Origin of the sequence: Streptomyces sp. ATexAB-D23, assembly GCF_000373645.1 — a bacterium.
Taxonomy (GTDB): Bacteria; Actinomycetota; Actinomycetes; order Streptomycetales; family Streptomycetaceae; genus Streptomyces; species Streptomyces castrisilvae.
The window spans coordinates 431,982-458,469 of record NZ_KB892024.1 but is presented as its reverse complement, the minus strand read 5'-3'; the positions used below and the strand labels follow the sequence as shown (position 1 = coordinate 458,469).

At 72.0% G+C, this 26,488-nt stretch carries 21 protein-coding genes and 3 tRNA genes; 11 read left to right on the top strand and 13 right to left on the bottom strand.

Annotated elements, in window-relative coordinates; all coding sequences use genetic code 11:
• The first annotated feature begins 130 nt into the window (after positions 1-130).
• Positions 131-1,222 (top strand): Leu/Phe/Val dehydrogenase, encoded by a 1,092-nt coding sequence (locus B082_RS0122795; RefSeq protein ID WP_018554123.1) that lies wholly within the window; start codon positions 131-133, stop codon positions 1,220-1,222.
• Positions 1,223-1,543: 321 nt separating this feature from the next.
• Positions 1,544-1,801, top strand: a complete 258-nt coding sequence (locus B082_RS0122790) for a DUF3073 domain-containing protein (protein WP_018554122.1) — start codon at positions 1,544-1,546, stop codon at positions 1,799-1,801.
• 180 nt (positions 1,802-1,981) lie between these two features.
• On the opposite strand, the gene purM is transcribed toward B082_RS0122790, so the two are convergent.
• The 5 genes from purM to B082_RS0122765 all read right to left on the bottom strand — a co-directional run bounded on the left by purM (position 1,982) and on the right by B082_RS0122765 (position 7,726).
• Entirely contained in the window at positions 1,982-3,055 is a 1,074-nt protein-coding gene (gene purM, locus B082_RS0122785) for a phosphoribosylformylglycinamidine cyclo-ligase (RefSeq protein ID WP_018554121.1), read from the bottom strand.
• A 60-nt stretch (positions 3,056-3,115) separates the two neighbouring features.
• Positions 3,116-4,642 carry an amidophosphoribosyltransferase gene (gene purF / locus B082_RS0122780; RefSeq protein ID WP_026250088.1) on the bottom strand — a complete coding sequence of 509 codons (1,527 nt, stop codon included), beginning with the start codon at positions 4,640-4,642 and terminating at the stop codon, positions 3,116-3,118.
• A gap of 408 nt (positions 4,643-5,050) precedes the next feature.
• The gene (locus B082_RS0122775) at positions 5,051-5,917 is read right to left on the bottom strand and encodes an META domain-containing protein (protein ID WP_018554119.1); all 867 of its coding nucleotides are present in this window, start codon (positions 5,915-5,917) and stop codon (positions 5,051-5,053) included.
• Between the two features lie 67 nt (positions 5,918-5,984).
• Positions 5,985-6,785: a maleylpyruvate isomerase family mycothiol-dependent enzyme gene (locus B082_RS0122770; RefSeq protein WP_018554118.1), complete on the bottom strand. Its 801-nt coding sequence runs from the start codon at positions 6,783-6,785 to the stop codon at positions 5,985-5,987.
• Positions 6,786-7,087: 302 nt separating this feature from the next.
• Positions 7,088-7,726, bottom strand: coding sequence for a TetR/AcrR family transcriptional regulator (locus B082_RS0122765; RefSeq protein WP_018554117.1), 639 nt, complete (start codon positions 7,724-7,726; stop codon positions 7,088-7,090).
• A gap of 126 nt (positions 7,727-7,852) precedes the next feature.
• Here B082_RS0122765 and B082_RS0122760 point away from each other — a divergent pair, with 126 nt between their 5' ends.
• Positions 7,853-9,400 (top strand): MFS transporter, encoded by a 1,548-nt coding sequence (locus B082_RS0122760; protein ID WP_018554116.1) that lies wholly within the window; start codon positions 7,853-7,855, stop codon positions 9,398-9,400.
• 104 nt (positions 9,401-9,504) lie between these two features.
• Here B082_RS0122760 and purL read toward each other — a convergent pair whose 3' ends face one another.
• From purL to purS, 3 genes are read right to left on the bottom strand one after another with little or no spacing between them, the layout of a single operon-like run.
• Entirely contained in the window at positions 9,505-11,754 is a 2,250-nt protein-coding gene (gene purL / locus B082_RS0122755; protein WP_018554115.1) for a phosphoribosylformylglycinamidine synthase subunit PurL, read from the bottom strand.
• Complete coding sequence (gene purQ / locus B082_RS0122750) at positions 11,751-12,431, bottom strand: phosphoribosylformylglycinamidine synthase subunit PurQ (RefSeq protein ID WP_018554114.1); 681 nt, start codon at positions 12,429-12,431, stop codon at positions 11,751-11,753. Before purQ ends, purL begins: the two co-directional genes overlap by 4 nt.
• Positions 12,428-12,688, bottom strand: a complete 261-nt coding sequence (gene purS, locus B082_RS0122745) for a phosphoribosylformylglycinamidine synthase subunit PurS (protein WP_018554113.1) — start codon at positions 12,686-12,688, stop codon at positions 12,428-12,430. The genes purQ and purS overlap by 4 nt, the downstream gene beginning before the upstream one ends.
• 384 nt (positions 12,689-13,072) lie before the next feature.
• On the opposite strand from purS, the gene B082_RS0122740 reads away from it, so the two are divergent.
• From B082_RS0122740 to B082_RS0122705, 8 genes are all read left to right on the top strand, one after another.
• On the top strand, positions 13,073-13,408 hold the full coding sequence (locus B082_RS0122740; protein ID WP_199783831.1) for a histone-like nucleoid-structuring protein Lsr2: 336 nt from the start codon (positions 13,073-13,075) through the stop codon (positions 13,406-13,408).
• Positions 13,409-13,597: 189 nt separating this feature from the next.
• Positions 13,598-13,669: transfer RNA gene (locus B082_RS0122735), tRNA-Gly, on the top strand.
• 80 nt (positions 13,670-13,749) lie between these two features.
• Positions 13,750-13,822: transfer RNA gene (locus B082_RS0122730), tRNA-Gly, on the top strand.
• A 303-nt stretch (positions 13,823-14,125) separates the two neighbouring features.
• A complete protein-coding gene (locus B082_RS0122725; protein WP_018554111.1) occupies positions 14,126-15,070 on the top strand; it encodes an ABC transporter ATP-binding protein in 945 nt (314 codons plus the stop codon).
• A complete protein-coding gene (locus B082_RS0122720) occupies positions 15,067-15,876 on the top strand; it encodes an ABC transporter permease (protein WP_018554110.1) in 810 nt (269 codons plus the stop codon). Before B082_RS0122725 ends, B082_RS0122720 begins: the two co-directional genes overlap by 4 nt.
• A gap of 18 nt (positions 15,877-15,894) precedes the next feature.
• Positions 15,895-17,364 (top strand): sensor histidine kinase, encoded by a 1,470-nt coding sequence (locus B082_RS0122715; RefSeq protein ID WP_026250087.1) that lies wholly within the window; start codon positions 15,895-15,897, stop codon positions 17,362-17,364.
• Entirely contained in the window at positions 17,361-17,972 is a 612-nt protein-coding gene (locus tag B082_RS0122710) for a response regulator transcription factor (RefSeq protein ID WP_018554108.1), read from the top strand. Before B082_RS0122715 ends, B082_RS0122710 begins: the two co-directional genes overlap by 4 nt.
• Before the next feature lie 22 nt (positions 17,973-17,994).
• Positions 17,995-18,067 (top strand) — tRNA-Gly (locus B082_RS0122705).
• A gap of 55 nt (positions 18,068-18,122) precedes the next feature.
• Here B082_RS0122705 and B082_RS0122700 read toward each other — a convergent pair.
• The 5 genes from B082_RS0122700 to B082_RS0122680 all read right to left on the bottom strand — a co-directional run bounded on the left by B082_RS0122700 (position 18,123) and on the right by B082_RS0122680 (position 26,484).
• A complete protein-coding gene (locus tag B082_RS0122700; RefSeq protein WP_026250086.1) occupies positions 18,123-19,037 on the bottom strand; it encodes a phosphoribosylaminoimidazolesuccinocarboxamide synthase in 915 nt (304 codons plus the stop codon).
• A 115-nt stretch (positions 19,038-19,152) separates the two neighbouring features.
• Complete coding sequence (locus B082_RS0122695; protein ID WP_018554106.1) at positions 19,153-20,616, bottom strand: N,N-dimethylformamidase beta subunit family domain-containing protein; 1,464 nt, start codon at positions 20,614-20,616, stop codon at positions 19,153-19,155.
• A 230-nt stretch (positions 20,617-20,846) separates the two neighbouring features.
• A complete protein-coding gene (locus tag B082_RS0122690; protein WP_026250085.1) occupies positions 20,847-22,532 on the bottom strand; it encodes a hypothetical protein in 1,686 nt (561 codons plus the stop codon).
• A 231-nt stretch (positions 22,533-22,763) separates the two neighbouring features.
• Positions 22,764-24,041, bottom strand: coding sequence for a phosphoribosylamine--glycine ligase (purD, locus tag B082_RS0122685; RefSeq protein WP_018554104.1), 1,278 nt, complete (start codon positions 24,039-24,041; stop codon positions 22,764-22,766).
• Positions 24,042-24,273: 232 nt separating this feature from the next.
• Complete coding sequence (locus tag B082_RS0122680) at positions 24,274-26,484, bottom strand: DNA polymerase III subunit gamma and tau (RefSeq protein WP_018554103.1); 2,211 nt, start codon at positions 26,482-26,484, stop codon at positions 24,274-24,276.
• Positions 26,485-26,488: the final 4 nt, after the last annotated feature.

Below are 26,488 nucleotides of genomic sequence, written 5' to 3'. Positions count from 1 at the left end.
CTGGAACAGATCTACGTGCGCGTAGGACTTACCCTCTTGCCCACCGGGCCGTCCGTGGCGGTCGGTCCGGTGGGCCCTCCCCACCTTCAGGAGGGACCTTCCCGCCGCTTCGTACTTGGGAGTCACCACAGTGACCGATGTGACCGGCGTGCCTGTCGATGTCCTGCACACCCTGTTCCACTCGGACCAGGGCGGACACGAACAAGTCGTCCTCTGCCAGGACCGTGCCAGCGGCCTCAAGGCCGTCATCGCGCTCCACTCCACCGCCCTGGGCCCGGCCCTCGGCGGTACCCGCTTCTACCCGTACGCCTCCGAGGCGGAGGCCGTCGCCGACGCGCTGAACCTCGCGCGCGGAATGTCGTACAAGAACGCCCTGGCCGGCCTCGACCACGGGGGCGGCAAGGCCGTCATCATCGGCGACCCGGAGCAGATCAAGAGCGAGGAACTGCTCCTTGCCTACGGCCGGTTCGTGGCCTCGCTCGGTGGCCGTTACGTGACGGCCTGCGACGTCGGCACCTATGTCGCCGACATGGACGTGGTGGCCCGCGAGTGCCGCTGGACCACCGGCCGCTCCCCCGAGAACGGCGGCGCGGGCGACTCCTCCGTGCTCACCGCCTTCGGTGTCTTCCAGGGCATGCGCGCCTCCGCCCAGCACCTGTGGGGCGACCCGACGCTGCGTGGCCGAAAAGTGGGGGTCGCCGGAGTCGGCAAGGTCGGCCACCACCTCGTCGAGCACCTGCTCGCGGACGGCGCCGACGTGGTGATCACCGATGTGCGGGAGGAGTCCGTGCGCCGGATCACCGAGAAGCACCCCGGGGTCGCCGTCGCGGCGGACACCGAGGCGCTCATCCGCACCGAGGGCCTGGACATCTACGCCCCGTGCGCGCTGGGCGGCGCCCTCAACGACGACAGCGTGCCGGTGCTCACCGCGAAGGTGGTGTGCGGTGCGGCCAACAACCAGCTCGCGCACCCGGGTGTCGAGAAGGACCTCGCGGACCGCGCGATCCTGTACGCGCCCGACTACGTGGTGAACGCGGGCGGTGTCATCCAGGTCGCCGACGAGCTGAACGGGTTCGACTTCGACCGGTGCAAGGCCAAGGCCACGAAGATCTTCGACACCACGCTGACCATATTCGCACGTGCGAAGGCTGATGGGATTCCGCCGGCCGCCGCCGCCGACCGGATCGCCGAGCAGCGGATGGCCGAGGCCCGCCGCCGCTGATCCGTGCGGGCCCCCGGGCCGCCGGCTCCGGCCGGCGGCCCGCTTTCGCGCGCGCCGGCGGCCGGCCGGGGAGACAAGACTCACCCCGGTCGGCGGGTCGCCTGCCGATAAGAGGTTAAAATCGCAGTTGACCAGCGAGGACGGGGCTCCTCGCGGGTCCTCTTCCGGGGCACGTGATGCGGGCGGCGTACCGTATGGCCGCGGAAGCAGGTACCGTTAAAGCTCTACAGGCACGGTCTCTCTGCCGAGAGTCCGTCCTGAAACATGAACGCGTGTCAAGACTCTGGGGCCGTCGAGCCCCGTCACCGAGGGGGTCGAGCCATGGGGCGCGGCCGGGCAAAGGCCAAGCAGACCAAGGTCGCCCGCCAGCTGAAGTACAGCACCGGCGGGACTGACCTGTCGCGTCTGGCCAATGAGCTGGGCGCATCGCCTTCGAGTCAGCCACCGAACGCAGAGCCGTTCGAGGACGACGACGAGGAAGATGACCCGTACGCACAGTACGCGGATCTCTACAACGACGACGAGGACGAGGACGGGGACCAGCAGTCCGGTCCGTCGTCCAAGCGCCGCGGCGCTTGACCTCGCATTGACACATCGACCCGGTCCGGGCCTGTCCCGGACCGGGTTCTGTGCTGTCCCGGTCCGGAGCGGCTGTCCCGGTCCGGAGCCGACGAGGCAGCCGGTGACCGGGCGGACCCGAGGGCCCACCCGGTGTTCCGTGCGTGTCCCGGTGGTGCGGAAGCGACGGCCGGTCCCCACTCAGCGTGCGTACGCGCCCACGAGCTCCGCGCCCGTCGTGTGTGCGCCCCGGTCGGTGATCTCGCCGGCGACCCAGGAGTCGACGCCGCGGTCGGCCAGGGTCGTCAGCGCGGCGTCCACCGATTCGGCGGGGACGATCGCGATCATGCCGACGCCCATGTTGAGCGTCTTCTCCAGCTCCAGCTGCTCGACCTGACCGGCCTTGCCGACGAGGTCGAAGACGGCGCCGGGGGTCCAGGTGGAGCGGTCCACCGTGGCGTGCAGGGTGTCCGGGACGACGCGTGCCAGGTTGTTGGCCAGACCGCCGCCGGTGACGTGGCTGAAGCCGTGCACCTCGGTCGTACGGGTGAGCGCGAGGCAGTCCAGCGAGTAGATCCGGGTGGGCTCGAGGAGCTCCTCGCCGAGCGTCCGGCCGAACTCCTCGACCTGGCGGTCCAGCGTCCAGCCGGCCCGGTCGAAGACCACGTGGCGGACGAGCGAGTACCCGTTGGAGTGAAGACCCGAGGACGCCATGGCGATCACGGCGTCGCCCTTGCGGATGCGGTCGGGGCCCAGCAGACGGTCGGCCTCGACCACGCCCGTACCGGCGCCGGCCACGTCGAAGTCGTCCGCGCCCAGCAGGCCCGGGTGCTCGGCGGTCTCCCCGCCGACCAGGGCGCAGCCGGCCAGCACACAGCCCTCGGCGATGCCCTTGACGATGGCCGCGACACGCTCGGGGTGCACCTTGCCGACGCAGATGTAGTCGGTCATGAACAGCGGCTCGGCGCCGCAGACGACGAGGTCGTCCACGACCATGCCGACGAGGTCGTGGCCGATGGTGTCGTACACGCCCATCTGGCGGGCGAGGTCGACCTTGGTGCCGACGCCGTCCGTGGCGGAGGCGAGGAGCGGACGCTCGTAGCGCTTGAGCGCCGAGGCGTCGAAGAGGCCGGCGAAGCCGCCGAGACCGCCGAGTCCTGCGACCTCGGGGCGCTGCGTCTTCTTCACCCACTCCTTCATCAGCTCGACGGCGCGGTCGCCGGCCTCGATGTCGACGCCCGCTGCCGCGTAGGAAGCACCTGTTGTCTCAGACATTGCCTGGGATCTTTCGTGTGGAAATACGGGGCTGGGGGAAGGGCTGCCGGGCGGTCCGGGTCACGGACGCCGCAGCGCGTCGGCCGCGGCCGTCGCCGCAGGGCCTGCCGCCAGCTCGGTCTCCAGCAGCTGCTTGCCGAGCAGCTCCGGGTCGGGAAGCTCCATCGGGTACTCACCGTCGAAGCAGGCGCGGCACAGATTCGGCTTGTCGATCGTCGTGGCCTCGATCATCGAGTCGATCGAGATGTACGCGAGCGAGTCGGCGCCCATGGAGGTGCCGATCTCCTCGACGGACATGCCGTTGGCGATCAGCTCGGCGCGGGTCGCGAAGTCGATGCCGAAGAAGCAGGGCCACTTCACGGGCGGGGACGAGATCCGGATGTGGATCTCGGCCGCACCGGCCTCGCGGAGCATCCGGACCAGTGCGCGCTGGGTGTTGCCGCGGACGATCGAGTCGTCGACGACCACCAGGCGCTTGCCCTTGATGACTTCCTTGAGGGGGTTCAGCTTGAGGCGGATGCCCAGCTGGCGAATCGTCTGGGACGGCTGGATGAAGGTCCGGCCGACGTAGGCGTTCTTCACCAGGCCGGCGCCGAACGGAATCCCGCTGGCCTCCGCGTAGCCGATGGCCGCGGGGGTGCCGGACTCCGGCGTCGCTATGACCAGATCGGCCTCGACGGGCGCCTCGGCGGCCAGCCTGCGGCCCATCTCCACACGGGAGAGGTACACGTTGCGGCCGGCGATGTCGGTGTCGGGGCGGGCCAGATAGACGTACTCGAAGACGCAGCCCTTGGGCTTCGCTTCCGCGAATCGAGAGGTGCGCAGACCGTTCTCGTCCACGGCGATCATCTCGCCCGGCTCGATCTCGCGGACGAAGCTGGCACCGCAGATGTCGAGGGCGGCCGACTCCGAAGCGACCACCCAGCCGCGCTCCAGGCGGCCGAGGACCAGCGGGCGGATGCCCTGCGGGTCACGGGCGGCGTAGAGCGTGTGCTCGTCCATGAAGACGAGGGAGAAGGCGCCCCGCACCTCGGGAAGCACCTTGGCGGCGGCCTCCTCGATGGTGAGCGGCTTGCCGTCCTCGTCGGTCTGGCCGGCGAGCAGGGCGGTCACCAGATCGGTGTCGTTGGTCGCGGCGACCTGGGTGGCGCGGCCGTCCTTGCGCGGGAGGTCGGCGACCATCTCCGCGAGCTGGGCCGTGTTGACCAGGTTGCCGTTGTGACCCAGGGCGATCGAGCCGTGCGCGGTCGCACGGAACGTCGGCTGCGCGTTCTCCCACACCGAGGCACCGGTGGTGGAGTAGCGGGCATGACCGACCGCGATATGGCCCTGGAGCGATCCCAGGGAGGTTTCGTCGAAGACCTGCGAGACCAGTCCCATGTCCTTGAAGACCAGGATCTGGGACCCGTTGCTCACTGCGATGCCCGCGGACTCCTGTCCACGGTGCTGCAGGGCATACAGTCCGAAATAGGTGAGCTTGGCGACCTCTTCGCCCGGAGCCCAGACACCGAAGACGCCGCAAGCGTCCTGGGGGCCTTTCTCTCCGGGGAGCAGGTCGTGGTTGAGTCGTCCATCACCACGAGGCACGCCACCGAGTGTAGGGGAGATCGACCACTGGTCCGAATTGGGGATGCCGCGCCGAACCGGCCCGGAAGGGCCCCCGGAACCCGCTCTCCGGGCCGTCGGACCTGTCACCCGCAGTGATCGCCGCCCCGTCCGGGTCTACGCGCGGCAACCGCCGCAGGGCAGGCGACACCCGGATCACCGGCCGGTTACCGACAGGTTCCGGCCACCCGGCCGAGGGCGTCGACGGTCCTGTTCGTGGCGCTGTGTGAGGCGGCTCGCGGCGACCGTGCGGGCAGGGCCCGAACGGTCGTTTCGTGGCGAGCCTCACACCGTCGCCGCCCGGTATGCGGCTTCTCGGGGACCGGCGGCCGGTCGCGGTCGGGCTCGATCCGCCGAACCGGCCTCAGCCGCTCCCCTCGGCCGTTCCCTTCAGCCGTTCTCCTCGGCCGCCGAGGCGCCGATCCCCTTGTCGCCGCCCTGAGTGGTGAGGGTCAGCGTCCGCTGGTCGATGGCGAAGGTCGTCCTGGTCCCGTCGAGCACCTCGCGTACGGCGCTCTCCAGCCGCATGTCGGGGTCCGGGCACGTCTTCCGAGTGGCGGTGAGCGGGCCGAAGGTGATCGTGGAGCCGGAGACCTCTGCCGTGGCCCGGAAGGTGTTGCAGCCGAGGGTGCCGTGGACCGTGCCGTCCCGGCCGAAGGTGATCCGCGCCCCGCCCTCCGTGCCGCTGGGCACGGACGAGGCGGTGGAGCCGGAGGCCAGCGTGGTGACCCGCCAGTCGGTGCCCGCGAGCGGGACCGGGCGGCTCGCGGTGAGGGTGATGGTGTCGCCCTTCGCCGTGGTCAGGGTGACCGTCTTGTCCTTCACGGTGGCGGTGAGCCTGCCCTTGAAGGCGCCGGCCAGGAGGGATTCGAAGCGCTGGACGGCCGGTTCGCAGCCCATCTCGGTGGTCAGCCCCTGCTCGACGGTGAGGGTGTCGCCGTCGAGCCGCACCTGCGCGGTGAACCGGTTGCAGCCGTAGCTCCCGCCGGCCCGGCCCTTCGTGTCGATCTCCAGGTGCGCGCCGGCCGGGGCCTTGGTGCGCCGCCCGTCGACCGTCAGCGCGTCGACGTTCCACCGCACTCCGGTGAGGGACTCGGCCGGCTGTGCGGAGCCGCTGTCACCTGCGGGGGCGGCCCGTGAGGAGCCCGCGCCGGTCCCGTCGGCCGACTCCGTGCCGCAGGCGGTGAGGGCGAGCAGGGCCAGGAGGCCGACGGCCAGGTGCCGTCGCCGCGTGGAAGGCTGCGTGGAGAGCTGCATGCCGGTGAGACGGCGGGCACGGGCGATCCGGTTCCCCTGCCGGGCCGCCGGAACCGGAACCGGCCCGTCAGCCCATGAGGGGCAGCAGGGCGGACAAGTCGGCCCGCTCGCCACTGGCGCCGACCTTCGCCGCGTCGACCTCCCGCTCCCACCGCGTACGCCCGGTCGCCAGCCGTATCCAGGTCAGCGGGTCGGTCTCCACGACGTTGGGCGGGGTGCCCCGGGTGTGGCGCGGGCCCTCGACGCACTGCACCACGGCGAACGGCGGGACCCGCACCTCGACCGAGCCGCCGGGCGCCTTCTCGGCCAGGGCGTCGGCGAGCAGCCGGGTGCACGCCGCGAGCGCCTGCCGGTCGTACGGGATGGAGAGCCCGGTCGCCTCGCTGAGGTCGTAGGTGTGGACGACCAGCTCCACGGTGCGGGTGACCAGGAAGTCGCCGAGGCGCATCGCTCCGACCCGGGTCGCCAGCAGCCGGTCCTCGGACGCGGCCGGCACCAGCGCCTCGAAGCGGGCGGCGACCTCCGCGTACAGGGTGTCCAGGTCCGGGGCGTCCGCGGCGCGTGCGGCGGTGTCGTCCGCTGTGCGCGGGGCGCGCTCCGCCGTGGTGAGCGGCCACCGCGCGAGGGAGACCTCGGGCCTGGCCAGTGCCGGGGCCGGGAGCTCCAGGGTCCGGCTGACGTGCGAGAGCGCCATGGTGATGTGGGCGGCCAGCTCGCGCACCGTCCAGTCCCCGAGGCCGCTCGGGGAGGCGAGCTGTCTCGGGGTCAGGGTGCGGACGGCTTCCCGTACGTGCGCGAACTGGGCCAGGACCGCGGCACGGGTCCTGACCGGGTCGTAGCGACGGGGGCGCTTCTGCGAGGGCGGCATGGTGAGGAGCCTACGACTCGGCACTGACAACACAGTTGGGACGAGGAAGGGGCGGGGTGGGAGGGGGGGCCGCAGGCCGGGGCGGGGGGCCGGGGCCGGGGGCCGGGGCCGGGGGCCGGGGCGGGGGCCGCAGGCCGGGGCCGGGGCCGCGGGCCACGGGGCTCGGGACGCGGGACGCGGGGCTCGGGACGCGGGACGCGGGGCTCGGGACGCGAGCTCAGCACGTGGGATGGGCACATGGGCTGAGCCCGCAGGCGCGGGACGCGGCTGCGGCCGCCCCGGTCGCCCGGGTGCCCCGCCCGTCAGGTCCGGGTCGCGTAGTCGCCGAGGCCCTTCTCCAGCAGGTCGAAGGCGCGGCCGGCGAGCCTGACGGCGTCCGCCGCGATCGCGTCGGCCGATTCACCGGCCAGCAGGCGCCGGTGGTTCTCGGTGATCAGCGCGTTGTGCGCACCGAGCAGCTGGGAGGCGACGACGAGGGCGATGGCCGGCTCCTCGCCCTCGTCGATCAGGGCATCGGTGAGTTCGTCGAGGGTGCCGACGAAGAAGGCGTGCGCGCGGGTGAGCAGGACCGGCGTCTGCTGGATGAGCCGGATGAGACCGAGCGCCACCGCGTCGTCGCTCATCCCCACCGAGGGGTCCCGGCGCTCGACGGCCTCCCGGTACTGCCGGCGCATGGCCGCGACCACGGATTCGCCGAGCGCGCGGTCCCGCACGATCCGGGCGGCGTCGCCGATGTGCTCCTCCATCGGCGCGAAGACCAGGTCTTCCTTGCTGTCGAAGTAGTTGAAGACGGTCATCTTCGACACGTTGGCCGCTTCGGCGATCTCCGCGACCGAGACCTGGTCGAAGCCGCGCTCGCCGAAGAGCTTCGTGGCCTCCGCCAGCAGACGACGTCGCGTCTCGATCTTCTTGCGCTCGCGCAGGCCCATCCCCTCGGTCATGACCCTCACTATACCAGGATGAAAATTTATCCCAGCCGAAAACTTGACTCAGTACATGAATGTCCGGACAGTGGGACTCCACGCAGCGGCGGGGAGCCCGCGCCGCTCAGGAGGGGGAGCCCTGCCATGCCCGAAACGAAGACCGCGGCCGAGCCTCCACGGGCGGCCGGCACCGAGCGGCCGGCCACCGACCGCCGCGTCACCGACCGCCGCGCCACCGTCGCCGTCGCACTCTGCATCGTCACGATCCTGCTGGCCGTGCTGGACTCGAACATCGTGTCCTCGGCGACCGTGCCGATCGTCCGCGATCTCGACCCCGTCCACGGCGTCGACCGGATCCCGTGGCTGATCGCCGCCTACCAGCTCGCCGCGACCGCCGCGCTGCCGCTGTACGGGAAGCTCTGCGACACCCTCGGCTCGAAAACCGTCTTCATCGGGGCGCTGGCGACCTTCCTCACCGGTTCGGCGCTGTGCGGAATGGCCCAGTCCATGGGCGGGCTGATCGCCGCGCGCGCCTTCCAGGGCATCGGCGGCGGCGGGCTGATGAGCGTGACCATGGTCGTCCTGCACGAGCTGGGTTCCGCGGCACGGGCGAACGGCGGCGGGGCAGAGTCCGGCGCGCAGCGCGGCGACTCGAAGGGCAGCCTGGGCGGGATCATCGCCGGCGCGGGCATGGCGCTCGGCCCCTGGCTGGGCGGCGCCCTCGCCGACCACGCCGGGTGGCGGTGGATCTTCTACGTCAATCTGCCCGTCGGCGTCGCCGTCCTGGCCGGCGCGGTCGTCGTGGTGAGGCTCCCCGTACGCACCACCCGCCACCGCATCGACTTCCTCGGCGCCGGCCTGGCCGCCGCCTTCTCGACCGCCCTGCTCCTGGTCACCGAGTGGGGCGGCGGACGCTACGCCTGGACCTCGCCCACCGTCGTGGGCCTGGCCGTGGCCGCCGTCGCCGCACTGGTCCTGTTCCTCTGGCGCCAAGCCACGGCCGCCGAACCGATCCTGCCCCTCTCCCACTTCGCCCTCCGGCCCATGCGCTACGGCTTCGCGATCCAGGGCCTGGTCGGTGTCGCGATGATGGGGTCGATCGTCTACGTGATGATCTACCTCCAGGTCGTACGGGGTGTCGCGGCGACCTCGGCCGGACTCTTCCTGGTCCCGATGGCCATCGGCATGACCGTCGTCGGCCTCGTCTCGGGCCGTCTCGTCGCGGCAGGCTGGTCGCAGAAGACCTTCGTCGTCAGCGGCACCGTCTTCGCCTCGGCCGCCCTCGCCGTCCTCACCACGCTCGGCACGGACACCGGGCTGTGGACGGTGCGCGGCGCGATGCTCCTGATGGGGATCGGCTTCGGCCAGCTCATCGGCCAGCTCATCCAGCTGGTCCAGGAGGCCGCCCCGCCGAGTCAGCTGGGGGTGGCGACCACCGGGGTCCGGTTCTTCCAGACCCTCGGCACCGCGCTCGGGGCCTCCGTCTTCGGAGCCGTACTCAGCAGGGCCTACGCGGCCAAGGGCCCCGGCGGGTCGACCAGCGACATCGGCGGGCTCACGGGCGCGGCCCGGCGGCAGGCCCTGGACGCCTTCGCCTCATCGGCCGACGTCGTCTTCGCCTGCGCCACCGGAGTGATGGTCCTCGCCCTGATCCTGTCCACCCGGCTCCCGGGCACCCGCAGAAAGGCGTGACCACTCCCGTACGGCACGGCCCGGCATTTCCCGTACGCACATCGCAAAGGCCCCCGACCGGTCGGACCGGTCGGGGGCCTCGGCATGGGCGAACTGCCCGCGGACTACGCCAGCAGCGCGGGGATCGTGTCCTCGTGCGCCGTACGCAGCTCGCTCAGCGGGATGGAGAACTCGCCCTGGACCTCGATCTCGTCGCCGTCCACGACACCGAGGCGGGTCACGGGCAGACCGCGCGCCCCGCACATGTCGTTGAACCGCAGCTCCTCGCTGCGCGGCACCGAGACGACCGCGCGGCCCGCGGACTCCGAGAACAGCAGCGTGAACGCGTCCAGGCCGTCCGGCACGACCAGCCGGGCACCGTTCCCGCCACGCAGGCAGGACTCGGTGACCGCCTGGATCAGACCGCCGTCGGACAGGTCGTGCGCCGCGTCGATCATGCCGTCGCGGGAGGCCGAGATCAGGATCTCGGCGAGCAGCTTCTCGCGGCCCAGGTCCACCTTGGGCGGCAGGCCGCCGAGGTGGTTGTGGACGACCTCGGACCAGGCGGAGCCGCCGAACTCCTCGCCCGTGTCGCCCAGCAGGTAGAGGAGCTGGCCCTCTTCCGCGAAGGCGACCGGCGTGCGCCGCGTGACGTCGTCGATCACACCGAGCACGGCCACGACCGGCGTCGGGTGGATCGCCGTCTCACCGGTCTGGTTGTACAGCGAGACGTTGCCGCCGGTGACCGGGGTGCCCAGCTCCAGGCAGCCGTCCGCGAGACCGCGGGTGGCCTCGGCGAACTGCCACATGACGTCCGGGTCCTCGGGCGAACCGAAGTTCAGGCAGTCCGAGATGGCGAGCGGCTTGGCGCCGGAGGCGGCGACATTGCGGTACGACTCCGCCAGCGCGAGCTGCGCCCCGGTGTACGGGTCGAGCTTCGCGTACCGGCCGTTGCCGTCGGTCGCCATGGCCACGCCGAGGTTGGACTCCTCGTCGATGCGGACCATGCCGGCGTCCTCGGGCATCGCGAGCACGGTGTTGCCCTGCACGAACCGGTCGTACTGGTCCGTGATCCAGGACTTCGACGCCTGGTTCGGCGAGGACACCAGCTTGAGGACCTGTTCGCGCAGCTCGGCGCCGTTCGCCGGGCGGGCCAGCTTGCCGGCGTCGTCCGCCTGGAGCGCGTCCTGCCAGGAGGGGCGGGCGTACGGGCGGTGGTAGGTCGGGCCCTCGTGGGCGACGGACCGCGGCGGAACGTCCACGATCTGCTCGCCGTGCCAGAAGATCTCCAGCTGCGAACCCTCGGTCACCTCACCGATGACGGTGGCGATGACGTCCCACTTCTCGCAGATCTCCAGGAAGCGGTCCACGTGCTGCGGCTCGACGATCGCGCACATGCGCTCCTGCGACTCGCTCATGAGGATTTCCTCGGGCGAGAGGGAGGAGTCACGCAGCGGCACGGTGTCCAGCTCGACGCGCATGCCGCCGGAGCCCGCGGAGGCCAGCTCGGACGTGGCGCAGGAGAGCCCGGCGCCGCCGAGGTCCTGGATGCCCGCGACGAGCTTCTCCTTGAAGATCTCCAGGGTGCACTCGATGAGGAGTTTCTCCTGGAACGGGTCGCCGACCTGGACGGCGGGGCGCTTGGCCGGGCCGGTCGACTCGAAGGTCTCCGAGGCCAGCACCGAGACGCCGCCGATGCCGTCGCCACCGGTCCGGGCGCCGTACAGGATGACCTTGTTGCCGGGGCCGGACGCCTGCGCGAGGTGGATGTCCTCGTGCTTCATCACGCCGATGCAGCCGGCGTTGACGAGCGGGTTGCCCTGGTAGCAGGCGTCGAAGACGACCTCGCCGCCGATGTTCGGCAGGCCCAGGCAGTTGCCGTAGCCGCCGATGCCCGCGACGACGCCCGGCAGGACGCGCTTGGTGTCCGGGTGGTCGGCCGCGCCGAAGCGCAGCGGGTCGACGACCGCGACCGGGCGGGCGCCCATGGCGAGGATGTCGCGGACGATGCCGCCGACGCCGGTCGCCGCGCCCTGGTAGGGCTCGATGTACGAGGGGTGGTTGTGCGACTCGACCTTGAAGGTGACCGCGTACCCCTGGCCGACGTCGACCACACCGGCGTTCTCACCGATGCCGACGAGCATGGCGTCGTTGGCCGGGACCTTCTCGCCGAACTGCTTGAGGTGGACCTTGCTGCTCTTGTACGAGCAGTGCTCCGACCACATCACCGAGTACATGGCGAGCTCGGCGCCGGTGGGACGGCGGCCCAGGATCTCGCGGATGCGGGCGTACTCGTCCTCCTTGAGGCCGAGTTCCTTCCAGGGCTGCTCGGTGTCCGGGGTTTCGGCCGCGTGCTTGACCGTGTCCAGGCTCATGCGTTGACCAGCTTCTTGATGATCGAGGTGAAGAAACCGAGACCGTCGGTGCGACCGGTGCCGATCAGCGGCTCCACGGCGTGCTCCGGGTGCGGCATCAGGCCGACGACGTTGCCCGCGGCGTTGGTGATGCCGGCGATGTCGCGCAGTGAGCCGTTGGGGTTGCGGCCCACGTAGCGGAAGGCGACGCGGCCCTCGGCCTCCAGCTCGTCGAGCGTGTGCTCGTCGGCGGTGTAACGGCCGTCCATGTTCTTGAGGGGGACGGAGATCTCCTGGCCCGCGGAGTAGTCCGAGGTCCAGGCGGTCTCCGCGTTCTCGACGCGCAGGGTCTGGTCGCGGCAGATGAAGTGCAGGTGGTTGTTGCGCAGCATCGCGCCGGGCAGCAGATGCGCCTCGGTCAGGATCTGGAAGCCGTTGCAGATGCCGAGGACCGGCATGCCCGCCTTCGCCTGCTCGATCACCGTCTCCATGACCGGCGAGAACCGGGAGATGGCTCCGGCGCGCAGATAGTCGCCGTAGGAGAAACCGCCCGCGAGGATGACCGCGTCGACCTGGTGCAGGTCCTTGTCGCGGTGCCACAGCGATACGGGTTCGGCGCCCGCGACCCGTACGGCCCTAAGGGCGTCCTGGTCGTCGAGCGTGCCCGGAAAGGTGACGACTCCGATACGAGCAGTCACTTCGACTCCTCGGCCTTCTCCACCTTGACGGTGAAGTCCTCGATCACGGTGTTGGCGAGGAAGGTCTCCGCCATCTCGTGAATACGGGCGAGGGCGGCGTCATCGACCGGCCCCTCGACCTGCAGCTCGAAACGCTTTCCCTGACGTACGTCCGCGATTCCCTCGAAGCCGAGACGGGGCAGTGCGCGCTGCACCGCCTGTCCCTGCGGGTCGAGGATCTCGGGCTTGAGCATGACGTCGACTACGACGCGTGCCACTGGCACTCCCGGTGTGGTGGTGTGGTGCGGCTGTTTCTCCGGGGGGTTCCCCAGACCCCCGCGGGTCCACTCAGCGTACCTGCCCGGAAATTCTACGCGGGTAGATATCAAACGGGGCAGATCACGCCGAGATATCGGCCGATCACGGGCCACGAAAATCCCGCGAAACAAATGATCGCGGGCGGCCCACATAGCGGGCGGACACGCGCAGGTAATTGGGCGGGCTTCACAATGCGGCACCAGTCGCTGTACAAATGATTACCAGGGAAAGCAGCATTGCCCCCGCGACACCGACAACAGTCGGGCCGCATCCGCGCTCACAGCCGGAAGGCCGGCATCGGCGCATGTCAGACGCGTCGATGCTGTAGGAAAGGACCGATATCCGTGGCGCAGCGCGTAGTGGTCACACTCTCCGACGACATCGACGGGGGAACAGCGGCGGAAACGGTCTCCTTCGCCCTCGACGGGAAGTCGTACGAGATCGACCTCAATCCGTCCAACGCAAAGAAACTGCGCAAAGCCCTGGCCCCGTACATGGCGGCCGGCCGTAAGCAGACAAATACCGGCAAACGCGGCAAGGTTCCCGTCTCGTACCGGCACACCTCGCTCGCACCCGACCCCGCGGCGGTGCGCGCCTGGGCGCGCTCGCACCGGATGGACGTGCCGGCCCGGGGCCGGATTCCCAAAAGCGTCTACGAGGCGTTCCAGGAAGCCAGTTGATCCTGCGCCCGGACCGGCGTGCGGGCCGGCCGGCCGCGCCGGACCCGTGCGGCGGACGCGCCCGACGCCCCGTCAGGGTGGCGCCGGGCGACGCCTCTCGGGAGCCGACTTGCGCGACACCCCCGCAGGTCGGCTAGAGTCTGGAGCACGCCGAAGGGCAAGGCCGAAAAGCCGAACCCCAAGCAGCGTGCGGGTGTAGTTCAGTAGCAGAACATCCCCCTTCCAGGGGGAAGGCGCAGTGTGCAATTCCTGTCACCCGCTCTGCATCACTCTTCACGACCACTCCAGTGGATCGGGTAGAGTAGTGCTCGCTCCACCGGTGAAAGCCGAGTGGTTGCAATGCGGACGTAGCTCAGTTGGTAGAGCGCAACCTTGCCAAGGTTGAGGTCGCCAGTTCGAACCTGGTCGTCCGCTCGTATATCGAAGGCCCCGGTCGATTTCGACCGGGGCCTTCGTCGTGCCTGGATCTTCGCTGTGCCTGGATCTTCGTCGCGCCTGGATCTTCGTCGCACTGGCAGTCTTCGTCGCGCCGGCAGTCCTCCTCGCATCGGGGGTCTTCCTCGTGCAGGGAGGCCTGGTCGCATTCCGGTGCTTCCGCTTCTCCGACGCGACACCAGGTGCTTTCCCGGCCCGCTTCGCACCACCCATGACGTTTGTCATAGGTGGTGGTGACAGCGCGCACTGCCGTAGGCCGTCCGGCGGAGGAAGCCTTGAGACATGACCAGCGACGACATGTCCCGTGAGTGCGTGATCCAGGCGGATGACGTCCGGCGCAGTTACGCCGGCGGCTTCGAGGCCGTGACCGGCGTCTCCTTCAGCGTGGCGCGCGGCGAGCTGTTCGCCCTGCTCGGCACGAACGGCGCCGGAAAGACTTCCACCGTCGAGCTTCTGGAGGGCCTCGCCCGCCCCGACGGCGGCACGGTCCGGGTGCTGGGCCACGATCCGTACGCCGAGCGCTCCCGGGTCCGCCCACGGATAGGCGTGATGCTCCAGGAGGGCGGCTTCCCGTCCGACCTCTCGGTGGCCGAGACGGTACGGATGTGGGCGGGCTGCACCAGTGGCGCCCGGCCGACCGGCGAGGCCCTGGAGCTGGTCGGGCTCGGCCACCGGGCCCGCGTCCGGGTCAAGCAGCTCTCCGGCGGCGAGCGGCGGCGGCTGGACCTGGCGCTCGCCCTGCTCGGCCGGCCCGAGGTGCTCTTCCTGGACGAGCCGACCACCGGTCTCGACGCCGAGGGCCGGCGCGACACCTGGGAGCTGGTGCGCCGACTCCAGGAGGACGGCATCACCGTGCTGCTCACCACGCATTACCTGGAGGAGGCCGAAGCCCTCGCCGACCGGCTGGCGATCATGCACCGCGGCCGGATCGTGACCGCGGGCACCACCGCCGAGGTGACGGCCGCCCGCCCCGCCCGCATCCGCTTCGAGCTGCCCCACGGCATACCCGCGGCGCGGCTGCCCCTGGGGCTCCGCGCCGCCGCCGACGGCCCGCGGATCGAGATCCGCACGCACCGGCTCCAGGAGGCCCTGACCGAACTGCTGCGCTGGGCCGCGGAGTCCGACGTCCCGCTGGTGGGGCTCGACGCCCGATCCGCCTCGCTCGAAGAGGCGTTCCTCGACATCGCGAAGTCCGCCGCCCAGACCGAAGAGGTGCCTGTTCCATGACGACCGCGACCACCGCCGCCCCGGCCACGAAGCGCACCACGGGGACCACGGCCCGGACCCGCCTGACGGCCCTCGGGCGGGCCGAGCTGACGCTGCTGGCCCGCAACCGCACGGCGATCTTCGTCGCGCTGTTGATGCCGGCGGCCATGATCATGGCCATGAAGTCGACCTTCGAGCAGGTGGACCTCAAGAGCACCGGGATGACCGTGGCCGGGGCGGCGCTCGTCGGCGGCATCGGGACGGTGCTGCTCCAGGCCGTCTACATGAACCTGGTCGCCGCGTACGTGGCACGGCGGGAGGAGCTGGTCCTGAAGCGGCTGCGCACCGGCGAGGTCACCGACGGGGAGATCCTCGCGGGCACCGCCCTGCCGGCGGGCGCGCTGGCCCTGGCACAGAGCCTGGTGATCGTCGTCGCCGGTACGGCCTTCTTCGGGCTCGGCGCGCCCGAGCGCCCCGCACTGCTCCTCGCGGGCCTGCTGTTGGGCGTGGTGCTGCTGACGGCGCTGGCCGCGGTCAGTTCCGTGGTCACCCGCACCGTGCAGACCGCCCAGCTGACGACCCTGCCGCTGTTCCTCGTCTCGATGATGGGCTCCGGCTTCTTCGTCCCGCTGGAGATATTCCCCGACCGTCTGGCGACCTTCTGCGAACTCCTGCCGCTGACCGGGGTGATGACCCTGATCCGGGCCGGCTGGCTCGGCGGATCGGGAGGCACGGAGGTGCTCGGGGCGGCGCTGGCGGGGTTGGTCTGGACGGCGGTGGGCGTGTTTGCTGTGCAGCGGTGGTTCCGCTGGGATCCGCGACGCTGACAGGGAGGACGGGCCGTGATGCGCCTTCGGGGCTGGCACCGCAGTTGGCAGGAGCGCGGCAAGATGGAGCGGATAGACCAGTACTCGCGGTTCACCATCTGCGCGATGCCCTGGCTCTTCACCCTGGCCTGGCAGGGGGCTCCCTTCGACCACGACATCCGGCACGAGCCGCTGCCGCTGGCGCTGGGGGTGGCGCTGCTCCTGGTCAGCGTGGCGCAGTGCGTGCTGAGCAACCGCAATCTGTCCGTGGCCTACGAGCACTACCTCGGGACGTCGGTCTTCCCCGGGCGGCGGCTGCTCGCCCCCGTGGTGCTCATGCTCCTGGCCGTCGGGCTGCTGGCGACGCTGACCGGCGTGGACGGGGTGCATGGATCGGGGCTGCTGCTCATGGCGCTGAACGCCCCGATGGCGCTCGTGATCACGCGCGTGCTCCTGGTCCCGGTCCGGCGGTTCGTCATCGAGTCGCTCTGCCTCACCCTCCTGACCACCGGAGCGCTCGCCGCTTCCGGACTGCGGGGCGGCACCCTGGCCGGCGTGGTGCCCTGCACCCTGTTCGGCTGCGTGCTGGTCCTGATCTCGGTACGGCCGAGCGCCTGGAGCATGAGCGTGATGTGGCAGGCCGAGCAGGCCCGGGACATACAGGCCAGGCTCGCCGTGGCCGAGGAGCGGCTGCGGTTCGGGCGCGACATGCACGACGTGATGGGCCGCAACCTCGCGGTGATCGCGCTCAAGAGCGAGCTGGCGGTGGAGCTGGCGCAGCGCGGCAGGCCGGAGGCGGTGGATCAGATGGTCGAGGTGCAGCGGATAGCGCGCGCCTCGCAGCAGGAGGTGCGCGATGTGGTGCGCGGTTACCGGGAGGCCAGCCTGATCACGGAACTGGCCGGGGCCCAGGGGGTGCTGAGCGCGGCCGGAATCGAGTGCGTGGTGAGCGACGGCACCGGGGAGCGGCTGCCCGCGCCCGTGCAGGCGGCGCTCGGCTGGGTGGTCCGCGAGGCGGCGACCAACGTGCTGCGGCACGGCGACCCCCGGCGCTGCGTGATCCGGCTGGAGACCACCGCGGACAGCGCCGTGCTGCACGTGGAGAACGACGGGGTGACGGCACAGTCGCCGTCGACGTCACCCTCGACGGCGGCCGCGCCCGACGCTCAGGGCTCCGGGCTGGCCGGCCTCCGCGAGCGGCTGGGCGCGCTCGACGGCTCACTGGAGGCGGGGCCCGCACAGGGCGGGCTGTTCCGGCTGACGGCGACCGTCCCGCTGGGCGACCGGGAGGAGGCCGATCGCACCGACGACTTGGCCGGACGCTCCCGGGGCGGGGGCGGGGAGACCGTGCCCGGGGCGGCGGTTCGCGGTGCGCGGGCTCCCAGGACGTCGGCCCCCGGGGCTGGGGTTCCCGGGGCGTCGGCCCCCGGGGCCGGGCGGCCGGGCTCCGTGGTGAGTCCCGGTGTGATGGTGGGTCCGGGGCCGGGCCTCGTGGAAGGACGACGATGACCGCGGTACGGGTGCTGCTCGCCGACGACGAGCATCTGATCCGGGGCGCGCTCGCCGCCCTCCTCGCGCTGGAGGACGACCTCGTGGTCGTCGCGGAGGCGGCGACGGGCCCGGAGGCGCTCGCGATGGCCCGCGCGCACCGCCCCGATGTGGCGGTGCTGGACCTGGAGATGCCGGGGGCGGACGGTGTGAGCGTGGCCACATCGCTGCGGGCCGAGCTTCCGGACTGCCGGACGATGATCGTGACCAGTCACGGCCGTCCCGGGCACCTCAAACGGGCGCTCGCGGCGGGGGTGCGGGCGTTCGTGCCGAAGACGGTGAGCGCCCGCCAGCTGGCCGGGATCATCCGTACCGTGCACGCCGGAAACCGTTATGTGGACCCGGAGTTGGCGGCGGACGCGATCTCCGCGGGGGACTCGCCGCTGACCGTGCGCGAGGCCGAGGTGCTGGAGCTGGCGGCGGACGGGGCGCCGGTCTCGGAGATCGCCGACCGGGCTTCGCTGTCGCAGGGGACCGTGCGCAACTACCTCTCGGCGGCGGCCTCGAAGCTCGGGGCGGAGAACCGTCATGCGGCGGTGCGTCTCGCGAGGGAGCGGGGTTGGGTATAGTGGTCCTCGCGCTTCGGCGCTTGCGGACGTAGCTCAGTTGGTAGAGCGCAACCTTGCCAAGGTTGAGGTCGCCAGTTCGAACCTGGTCGTCCGCTCGGTTCAGCAAGAAGCCCCCGGCCTTCCGGCCGGGGGCTTCTTCGTGTGCGGTGGCTACTTCCAGGGCGTGCCGGTGAGGAGTTCGTACGCCTCGATGTACTTGGCGCGGGTCGCGTCCACGATCTCCTGGGGCAGCGCCGGCGGGGGCTGCTCGCTCCTGCGGTCCCAGCCGGAGGCCGGCGAGGTCAGCCAGTCGCGTACGAACTGCTTGTCGTACGACGGCTGGGCGTGGCCCGGCTCCCAGGAGGCGGCAGGCCAGAAGCGGGAGGAGTCCGGGGTCAGCACCTCGTCGGCGATGATCAGTTCCTCGCCGCCGTCGGCGGTGGGCGCGAAGCCGAACTCGAACTTGGTGTCCGCGAGGATGATCCCGCGCTCGCGTGCGATGTCGCGGGCCCGGCCGTAGACGTCCAGGGTCGTCCGGCGCAGCAGGGCGGCCGTCTCGGTGCCGACCTGGTGGGCCACCTCCTCGTAGCTCACGTTCTCGTCGTGGTCACCGACGGCCGCCTTGGTGGCGGGGGTGAAGATGGCGCCCGGAAGCTCGGAGCCGTCCACGAGGCCGTCGGGGAGGGCGAGGCCGCAGACCGTGCGGGACTCGTTGTACTCGGTGAGGCCGGAGCCCGTCAGGTAGCCGCGGGCCACGCACTCGACCGGGACCATCCGCAGCGACTTGCAGATCATGGTGCGGCCGGCCCAGTCGTCGGGGGCCCCGGCGGGCACCTCGGTCGACAGGACGTGGTTGGGCACGAGGTCGGCGAGCTGGTCGAACCACCACATCGAGAGGCGGGTCAGGACACGGCCCTTGTCCGGGATCTCGGTCGGCAGCACCCAGTCGTAGGCGGACATCCGGTCGCTGGCGACCATGACGAGGTCACCGGCCTCGTTCCGGTACAGGTCTCGCACCTTGCCGGTGTGCAGGTGGGTGAGTCCCGGTACCTGCACGGGCTCGGGCTTTTCTACAAATCCGGACACGCTGCCTCCGCGTAGGTTGTTCCAGGAACCGTTCCGATTGTCCCGTATCCGGGTGCGGACGGCTGCGGAGGGGTGCCGGACCGGACGCCCCGGAAGCGGACGGGGACGCCGTGGTTCAGGCGCGCTTGCAGATGCGGTCGAGGAGGTTGGCGGTGGCCCGCTGGATGCGGGGGTCCACATGGCCGGGACGGTCCAGGGCCGGCGACCAGGCGAAGGTGCCGGAGGCGAAGACGAGTGCGCCGGACGGGGCCCGGTACAGGGACGTCTCCTGGTGGCGCGTCGCCCCTTCGCTGTCCTGGTACGGGGAGTGGGCGAGCAGGATGCGGTTGTCGTGCTCGGGCAGCGTGGTGCGCGGGAAGTAGCGGTCGGCCTCGCCCGCGACCAGGCCGTCGATCTCGTCGCCCTCACCGGCGCCGGTCGCGTCCCACAGCCAGTGCTCCGCGTTCCGTACGACGAGGGGGTGCGGTTCTGGCACCCGGCCCGCGTACTGGATGCCGAGCAGCTGCTGCTCGGGGCGGTCGATCTCGCGCCAGAGGGCGGGCTTGCCGGGGCCGCGGCGCTTGCGGCAGGTGAGCAGCCGGTCCGGGACGCCGGACGCCGAGGGCCCGAGGCTGACCTGCCAGTACATGGTGTTGGCGGAGAGGTAGACCAGCGAGGTGCCGTTGTCGCGGGCGCGCTCGGCGGTGCGGCGCATGGGCACCGACCAGTACTCGTCGTGGCCGGGGAAGACCAGGCCCCGGTAGCGCGTGGGGTCGACCCGGCCCGCGTGCAGGTCGCGGGTGTCGGCGTAGGCGAGGTCGTAGCCGTAGCGCTCGGCCCAGCGGATGAAGTCGTAGGCGTGTCCGACGTGCAGCGGGAGGCCCGCGCCCGCGTAGGGGCGGTCGAAGGAGACGGTGACCGCCGCGTCCTCCTCCCCCAGCAGCCTGCCCTCCTCGTCCCACGCGTGGTAGAGACTGGCGCCGGTCCGGCCGTCCTCCGGGTAGAGGTTGTACGCCTGCCACGTGATGTCCGGGAGGACCAGCAGCAGGTCGGCCGGGTGGTCGTCGCGGACGGTGAACGGGATGTGCGACCGGTAGCCGTCGAGCGTGGTGAGCACGGCGACGTACGCGCCGATCGACCAGTAGGACGGGATCTGGAGTCGCCAGGACTGCCACCAGTGGTGGCAGGAGACGGTGCGGTCGGCGGTGAGGGGCGGCGGCTGCACGATGCCGGACAGGCGCGGGCTTGTGGTGATCTTGGCCGCGCCGTCGCCGCCGTAGTGGCCGATCCGGTAGACGTCCACGGTGAACTGCTGGGGCGGGTCCACCGTGATGTGGAAGTCGATCGCCTCGCCGGGGGCGGCCGCTCCGGTGGAGGCGAAGCCCTTGATCTGCCGGCGCACGTCGTCGGCGGTACGCGTGCCGCCGTCGGTGGAACCACGGGGCAGCGTGGGGTCCGCGTACCAGGGGACGACCTGGCCGGTGTCGTCGAAGTAGTTCTCACTGCCGCGCAGCCAGGGCAGCGGCCCCTGGCCGAAAGGATCGGTCACGGCATGCGCCAGGGCACCCGATTCCCACCGACGGATCTGTTCCGCCCCCATCACGCTCCCCCTCCCTCAGGCCCCCGGATCAACAGTGATGCGCCGACTGTCAGCGCCGTTCCCCAGCACATCACATAACGCACGCACTCCGTCACCGTTCGTCGCGAATTGACGTGAACGGAACCTATTGCTCCGGTTATGGACTTGTTCTCGGCCGCTTCGGCCGCCCCGCCCTGTCGGTGAGACCTCTTCCGGACGTCCCTTGCAAGGCCTCTTTTCGGACGTACGTTTCAGACCAGACGTACCGGTTTGTCGGTGCGTACGCCGACCGAGGCGAGCCAGGTGCGCAGCGGGCCGGCGTCGCCGTCCTCGATCAGGCTGAGGACCGGGCTGCCGAGATCCGCCCGGCGCTCGCCGTCGACCAGCAGCATGGGTCCGTCGAGCCAGTCGAGACCGGGCGCCGCACCGGCCGTGTCCACGGCGGCGCAGCAGACCATCGCCGCGACGTGATCGGCGAGCAGATCGGTGCCCGTACGGGGCGGCTGAAGCGGGAAGAGGGGCAGCGGGTCGGGCCCCCACAGGGCCAGTACGTCGTCGCCGGAAGCGGAACCCGCGGAGCCGCCCGCCTGCGCGGAGCCGCCGGGGGCCGCGTCAGGGACCCGCTCCTGGGCCTCGGCCTCCTCGCGGGCCACCGCCGCGCTGATCCCGGCCGCCAGCTCCTCGCCACCGTGCTCCCCCGTCTCCAGATGCTCCACGACGCGCGCCAGCGTCGGCACCCCGCCGACGGCCGCGGCGGGCGGAACGCCCATGGCGTCCAGCACGCGGTGCAGGCGCGCCGCCTCCGAGCGCCACTTCCGGTCGACCACCTCGTCCGGATACTGCTGCCAGTCCACCGGGGCCCAGTCGGGGCCCGTCTCGGCGGGCCCGCCGTGGAAGAGGCGGGCCGCCAGCAGGGATGCCGCCTCGTCGGCCGCTCCCGGCTCCTCCAGCAGGTCGCAGGCGGGACGCTCGCCGAGCCGGGAGGCGTATCCCTCGGCCAGCCGGTCGCGGCGGGACAGCTCGGTGAGGGCGGAGACGACGCCCGCGTCCAGCTGCGAGGGCCAGCGGCCCATCCGCCAGGCGGGCAGCGCGACGCGGGTGAGCAGCCGGTCCCAGCCGGCGTAGGCGAGGCCGACCTGCTCCTGGGCGACGATCCTCAGCCCGTAGTCCACCGCCTGGGCGCGCGTCGACGCGGCGGCGGCGACGCCCCGCTCCATCTCCGCGGCGTGCCCGCGGCAGCTGCGCAGCAGTATCCGGGCGATCCGCCCGACGAAGGCGCGCGGCAGCCGCAGCGCCCTGCGCACCGGGCCCCGGGCGGGGACGGAGGCGTCGGCGACCGCCCCGTCGAGGCCCCGCACGAAGCGCCGGGCGGCGGCTATGTCGGGGTGGGCGGAGGAACCGGTGCCCGCGACGACCGGGGCGAGCACCGCGCGCAGCTCGGCGACCCGCATCCACCACAGGAACGGGGAGCCGATGACCAGCACGGGGGCCGCCTGCGCGCGCCGGACGGAGCCACCGGCCGACGGATGGCCGCGGTCCTCCAGCCAGCTGTCGCAGTCGGGCGTGAGCGCTATGGCCGAGGGCGCGGGCACCCCGAGCCGGTCCGCCAGGTCGTGGACCAGCCGGTAGAGATCGGGGGCGGCCTTCTCGCCGAGCGGGACGGTCGGGCTGACCGCCGGCTTCGCCCGTACGACCGCGATCGCGACGGCCGCCGCGATCAGCAGGACGACGACCGCGCAGCCGGCCACGGCCCAGCGCGCCGCGGCCCAGCCACTGCCGTCGGCGAAGCCCTGGGCGCCCGCGGCGAACAGGACCACGGCCAGCGCTGCGGGCAGCACGGCGACCGCTGTCGCCCTGCCGCGGATGCGCAGCAGTGCGCGGGCCCGGACACGCGCTGCCCGCGCACCCAACTCCTCACCTGTACCGGTACCTGACACGGCCGGACTTCACCCCCTCTGCCCCCACGGCGGCGTTGCTCACTCCCCCACTGTGGCACCCGCCACCGACATCGCAATGCCGGTGGGCCAAGTGCCGGAACGCTTGCGCCGCACCCTAGTTGGGGGTTCGACGGGCGTCATCCGGATGGCTCAGCCGTCACCCGATGGAATGGCTTTGGGCAAAGGTGCCGACGTGAAAGGGGGTCGGAGGGGTAGGGCGTTCCGTTCGGATCAGGCCTGCGTGGGCTGCCCCGTCCGGGCGTCCTCCGCGGCCTTCTTCGCGATGTCCGTACGGAGCTGGGAACCGTCGAGCCGGATCCTGGCCGCCGCCGCGTAGGCACGCTCACGGGCGCCCGCGAGGTCGTCCGCCGTCGCCGTCACGGAGAGCACCCGCCCGCCCGCGCTGACGACCGTGTCGCCGTCGAGCCGGGTCCCGGCGTGCAGTACGTAGGCGTGCGGGGCATCCTGCTCCGCGACCGCGTCCAGCCCCTCGATGGGGTCACCCGTGCGCGGGGTGCCCGGGTAGTTGTGCGAGGCGATCACGACGGTGACGGCGGCGGCGTCGCGCCACTTCAGCGGCGGCAGCGCGTCCAGGGTGCCGTTGGCGGCCCCCAGCAGCACACCGGCCAGCGGCGTCCGCAGACGCGCCAGGACCACCTGGGTCTCCGGGTCGCCGAACCTGGCGTTGAACTCGATGACCCGTACCCCGCGCGAGGTGATCGCGAGGCCCGCGTACAACAGCCCCGAGAACGGCGTACCGCGCCGGCGCAGCTCGTCCACGGTCGGCTGGAGGACGGACTGCATGACCTCGTCGACCAGCTTCGGGTCCGCCCACGGCAGGGGGCTGTACGCGCCCATGCCGCCGGTGTTCGGGCCCTCGTCGCCGTCGAGGGCGCGCTTGAAGTCCTGGGCGGGCTGGAGCGGCAGCACGGTGGTGCCGTCGGTGATCGCGAAGAGGCTCACCTCGGGGCCGTCGAGGAACTCCTCGATGACCACCCGGTCGCAGGCCAGCGCGTGGGCGCGGGCCGCCTCGACGTCATCGGTGACGACGACGCCCTTGCCGGCGGCCAGACCGTCGTCCTTGACCACGTAGGGGGCGCCGAACGCGTCGAGCGCGGTGTCGATCTCGGCGGGCGTGGTGCACACGTAGCTGCGGGCGGTCGGTACGCCCGCCCCGGCCATGACGTCCTTCGCGAACGCCTTGGACCCCTCCAGCTGGGCGGCCGCGCCGGACGGGCCGAAGCACGGGATGCCCGCGGCACGCACCGCGTCGGCGACCCCGGCGACGAGCGGCGCCTCAGGGCCGACGACCACCAGCCCGGCGCCCAGCTCGGTGGCGAGGCGCGCGACGGCAGCGCCGTCGAGGGCGTCGACCGGGTGCAGTTCGGCCACCTCTGCGATGCCGGCGTTGCCGGGGGCGCAGTACAGAGCGGTGACGTCGGGGTCGAGGGACAGAGAGCGGCACAGGGCGTGTTCGCGGGCGCCGCCGCCGATGACGAGGACCTTCACGGGGTGCAGCCTAGCCGCCGGGGCGCGGCGCCCTTGACGAGCGCCGATCCGTGGACAGGGGGCGGGGCGGTGCACCCCCACCGCTTGGCGCCCGGCCGACCGGTGCCGCGGCGCTTGACGCCCGGCCGTCCGGCGCCCGGCCGTCCGGCGCCCGGCCGTCCGGCGCCCGGCCGTCCGGCGCCGCGCATCGGCGCTGCTCGTTGGTGCTACTCGTGGGCGCTACTCGTAGGCGCTACTCGTTGGTGAACTCCTCCACGACGGTGGCGCCCAGCTCGCGGACGATCAGCTCGTGCCCGGAGAGCGCGGAGTCGACGAGGTCCGGGTCGTCGGCCTCAGGGGTGTCGTCCTCGGGGGCGACCGACATGGGCGCCTCGGGGGCGGCGTACGACGCGGGCGGGGGCCCGGCCTGTGCCCCTCCGCCGCTCGGCTGCTGCGGGGCAGGCGCGGGGGCGGGGGCCGGTGCGGGGGCAGGGGCGGGCCGTGACTCGTACGACTGCGGCGCGGGCGCTGCGGGGCGGGGCGGGGCGGGCGGCGGGGTGTACGGACGCTGGCCGCCGGACTGCGCCTGCGAGGGCTGTCCGGCGCCCCCGGACGGGTCGACGATCGCCTCGATCTTCCACTGGGCGTTGAACCGCTCGGCCAGCGCCTGCTTCAGGACCTCCTCGCTGCCGCTGCTCGCGAAGTTGTCGCGGGCACCGGCGTTGAGGAAGCCGATCTGCAGGGTGCTGCCGTCGAACCCGGTGACCTGGGCGTTCTGACTGAGAAGGATCCACGTGAAACGTCGGCGGTTCTTGACCGCCTCCAGGATGTCGGGCCACATGTTGCGCACCTGACCGGCGCCCTGCGTCATGCCCGGGGCGGGCTCAGCGGCTGCCGGGCCCGGCGCGGGGGCAGCGGGCGCGGCAGGTGTCGTGGGGGCCGCGGGAGCGCTCTGCGGGGCGGCCGCCCGGCCGGGGGTGGAGGCCGTGGGCCAGCCTCCGGGACGGCGCCCCTGCTCAGGGGCGGCGGCCGCGGCGGGCCAGGCACCGGGCCGCTGACCGGCGGGCGCCTCGGCGGGCGGCGCCTGGGGCGGGGCGGCGGGCGGCGGCGCCTGCTGGGCGGGCGGGGCGGCCGGCGGGGGCGCGTCCCCCCGGACCGCGGCACGCGCGACGGCGGGCCCCGACCCGGCGTCCGGCTGCGGGGCGGGGATGTGCGGGGCCGGCTGCGGGGCGGCCGGGGCGTGGGCGAGGGCCTCGGGCCCGGGGACGTAGCCCATGGCGGGCCCGGGGCCGGTCGTGGCGAAGGAGGCTCCCCGCTCCAGCCGGTCGAGCCGGGCCTGGAGGGAGCGCTCGTCATCGAAGGCGGCGGGCAGCAGCACCCGGGCGCAGATGAGCTCGACCTGGAGGCGCGGCGAGGTGGCGCCACGCATCTCCGTAAGCCCTTCGTTGACCAGATCGGCGGCGCGGCTCAGCTCGGCGGCCCCGAACACGGACGCCTGGGCCTGCATCCGCTCCACGACATCGGCCGGCGCGTCGATAAGACCCTTCTCGCCGGCGTCCGGCACGGCCGCCAGGATCACCAGGTCGCGCAGCCGCTCCAGCAGGTCGGCGACGAACCGGCGCGGGTCGTTTCCGCCCTCGATGACCCGGTCCACGACCTCGAAGGCCGCGGCCCCGTCGCCCGCCGCGAAGGCGTCCACGATCGAGTCGAGCAACGAGCCGTCCGTATAACCGAGCAGCGCCGTCGCCATGGCGTACGTCACACCCTCGTCGCCCGCACCGGCGAGCAACTGGTCCATGACGGACATCGAGTCACGCACGGAACCGGCACCGGCCCGCACGACGAGCGGCAGGACCCCGTCGTCGACGTGGCTGTTCTCCTTGCCGCACACCTCGGCGAGGTAGTCGCGCAACGTCCCCGGCGGCACGAGCCGGAACGGATAGTGGTGGGTACGCGACCGGATGGTGCCGATGACCTTCTCGGGCTCGGTGGTCGCGAAGATGAACTTCAGGTGCTCCGGCGGTTCCTCGACCACCTTCAGCAGGGCGTTGAACCCCGCCGAGGTCACCATGTGGGCCTCGTCGATGATGTAGATCTTGTAACGACTCGACGCCGGCCCGAAGAACGCCTTCTCCCGCAGATCACGGGCGTCGTCCACGCCACCGTGCGAAGCGGCGTCGATCTCGATCACGTCGATCGACCCCGGCCCGTTGCGCGCCAGGTCCTGGCAGGACTGGCACTCCCCGCAGGGCGTGGGCGTGGGCCCCTGCTCGCAGTTCAGACAGCGGGCCAGGATGCGCGCACTGGTCGTCTTGCCGCAGCCTCGCGGGCCGCTGAACAGGTACGCGTGATTGACCCGGTTGTTCCGCAGGGCCTGCTGGAGCGGGTCAGTGACATGCTCCTGACCGATGACCTCGGCGAATGACTCGGGGCGGTAGCGGCGGTACAGCGCAAGGGACGACACACCT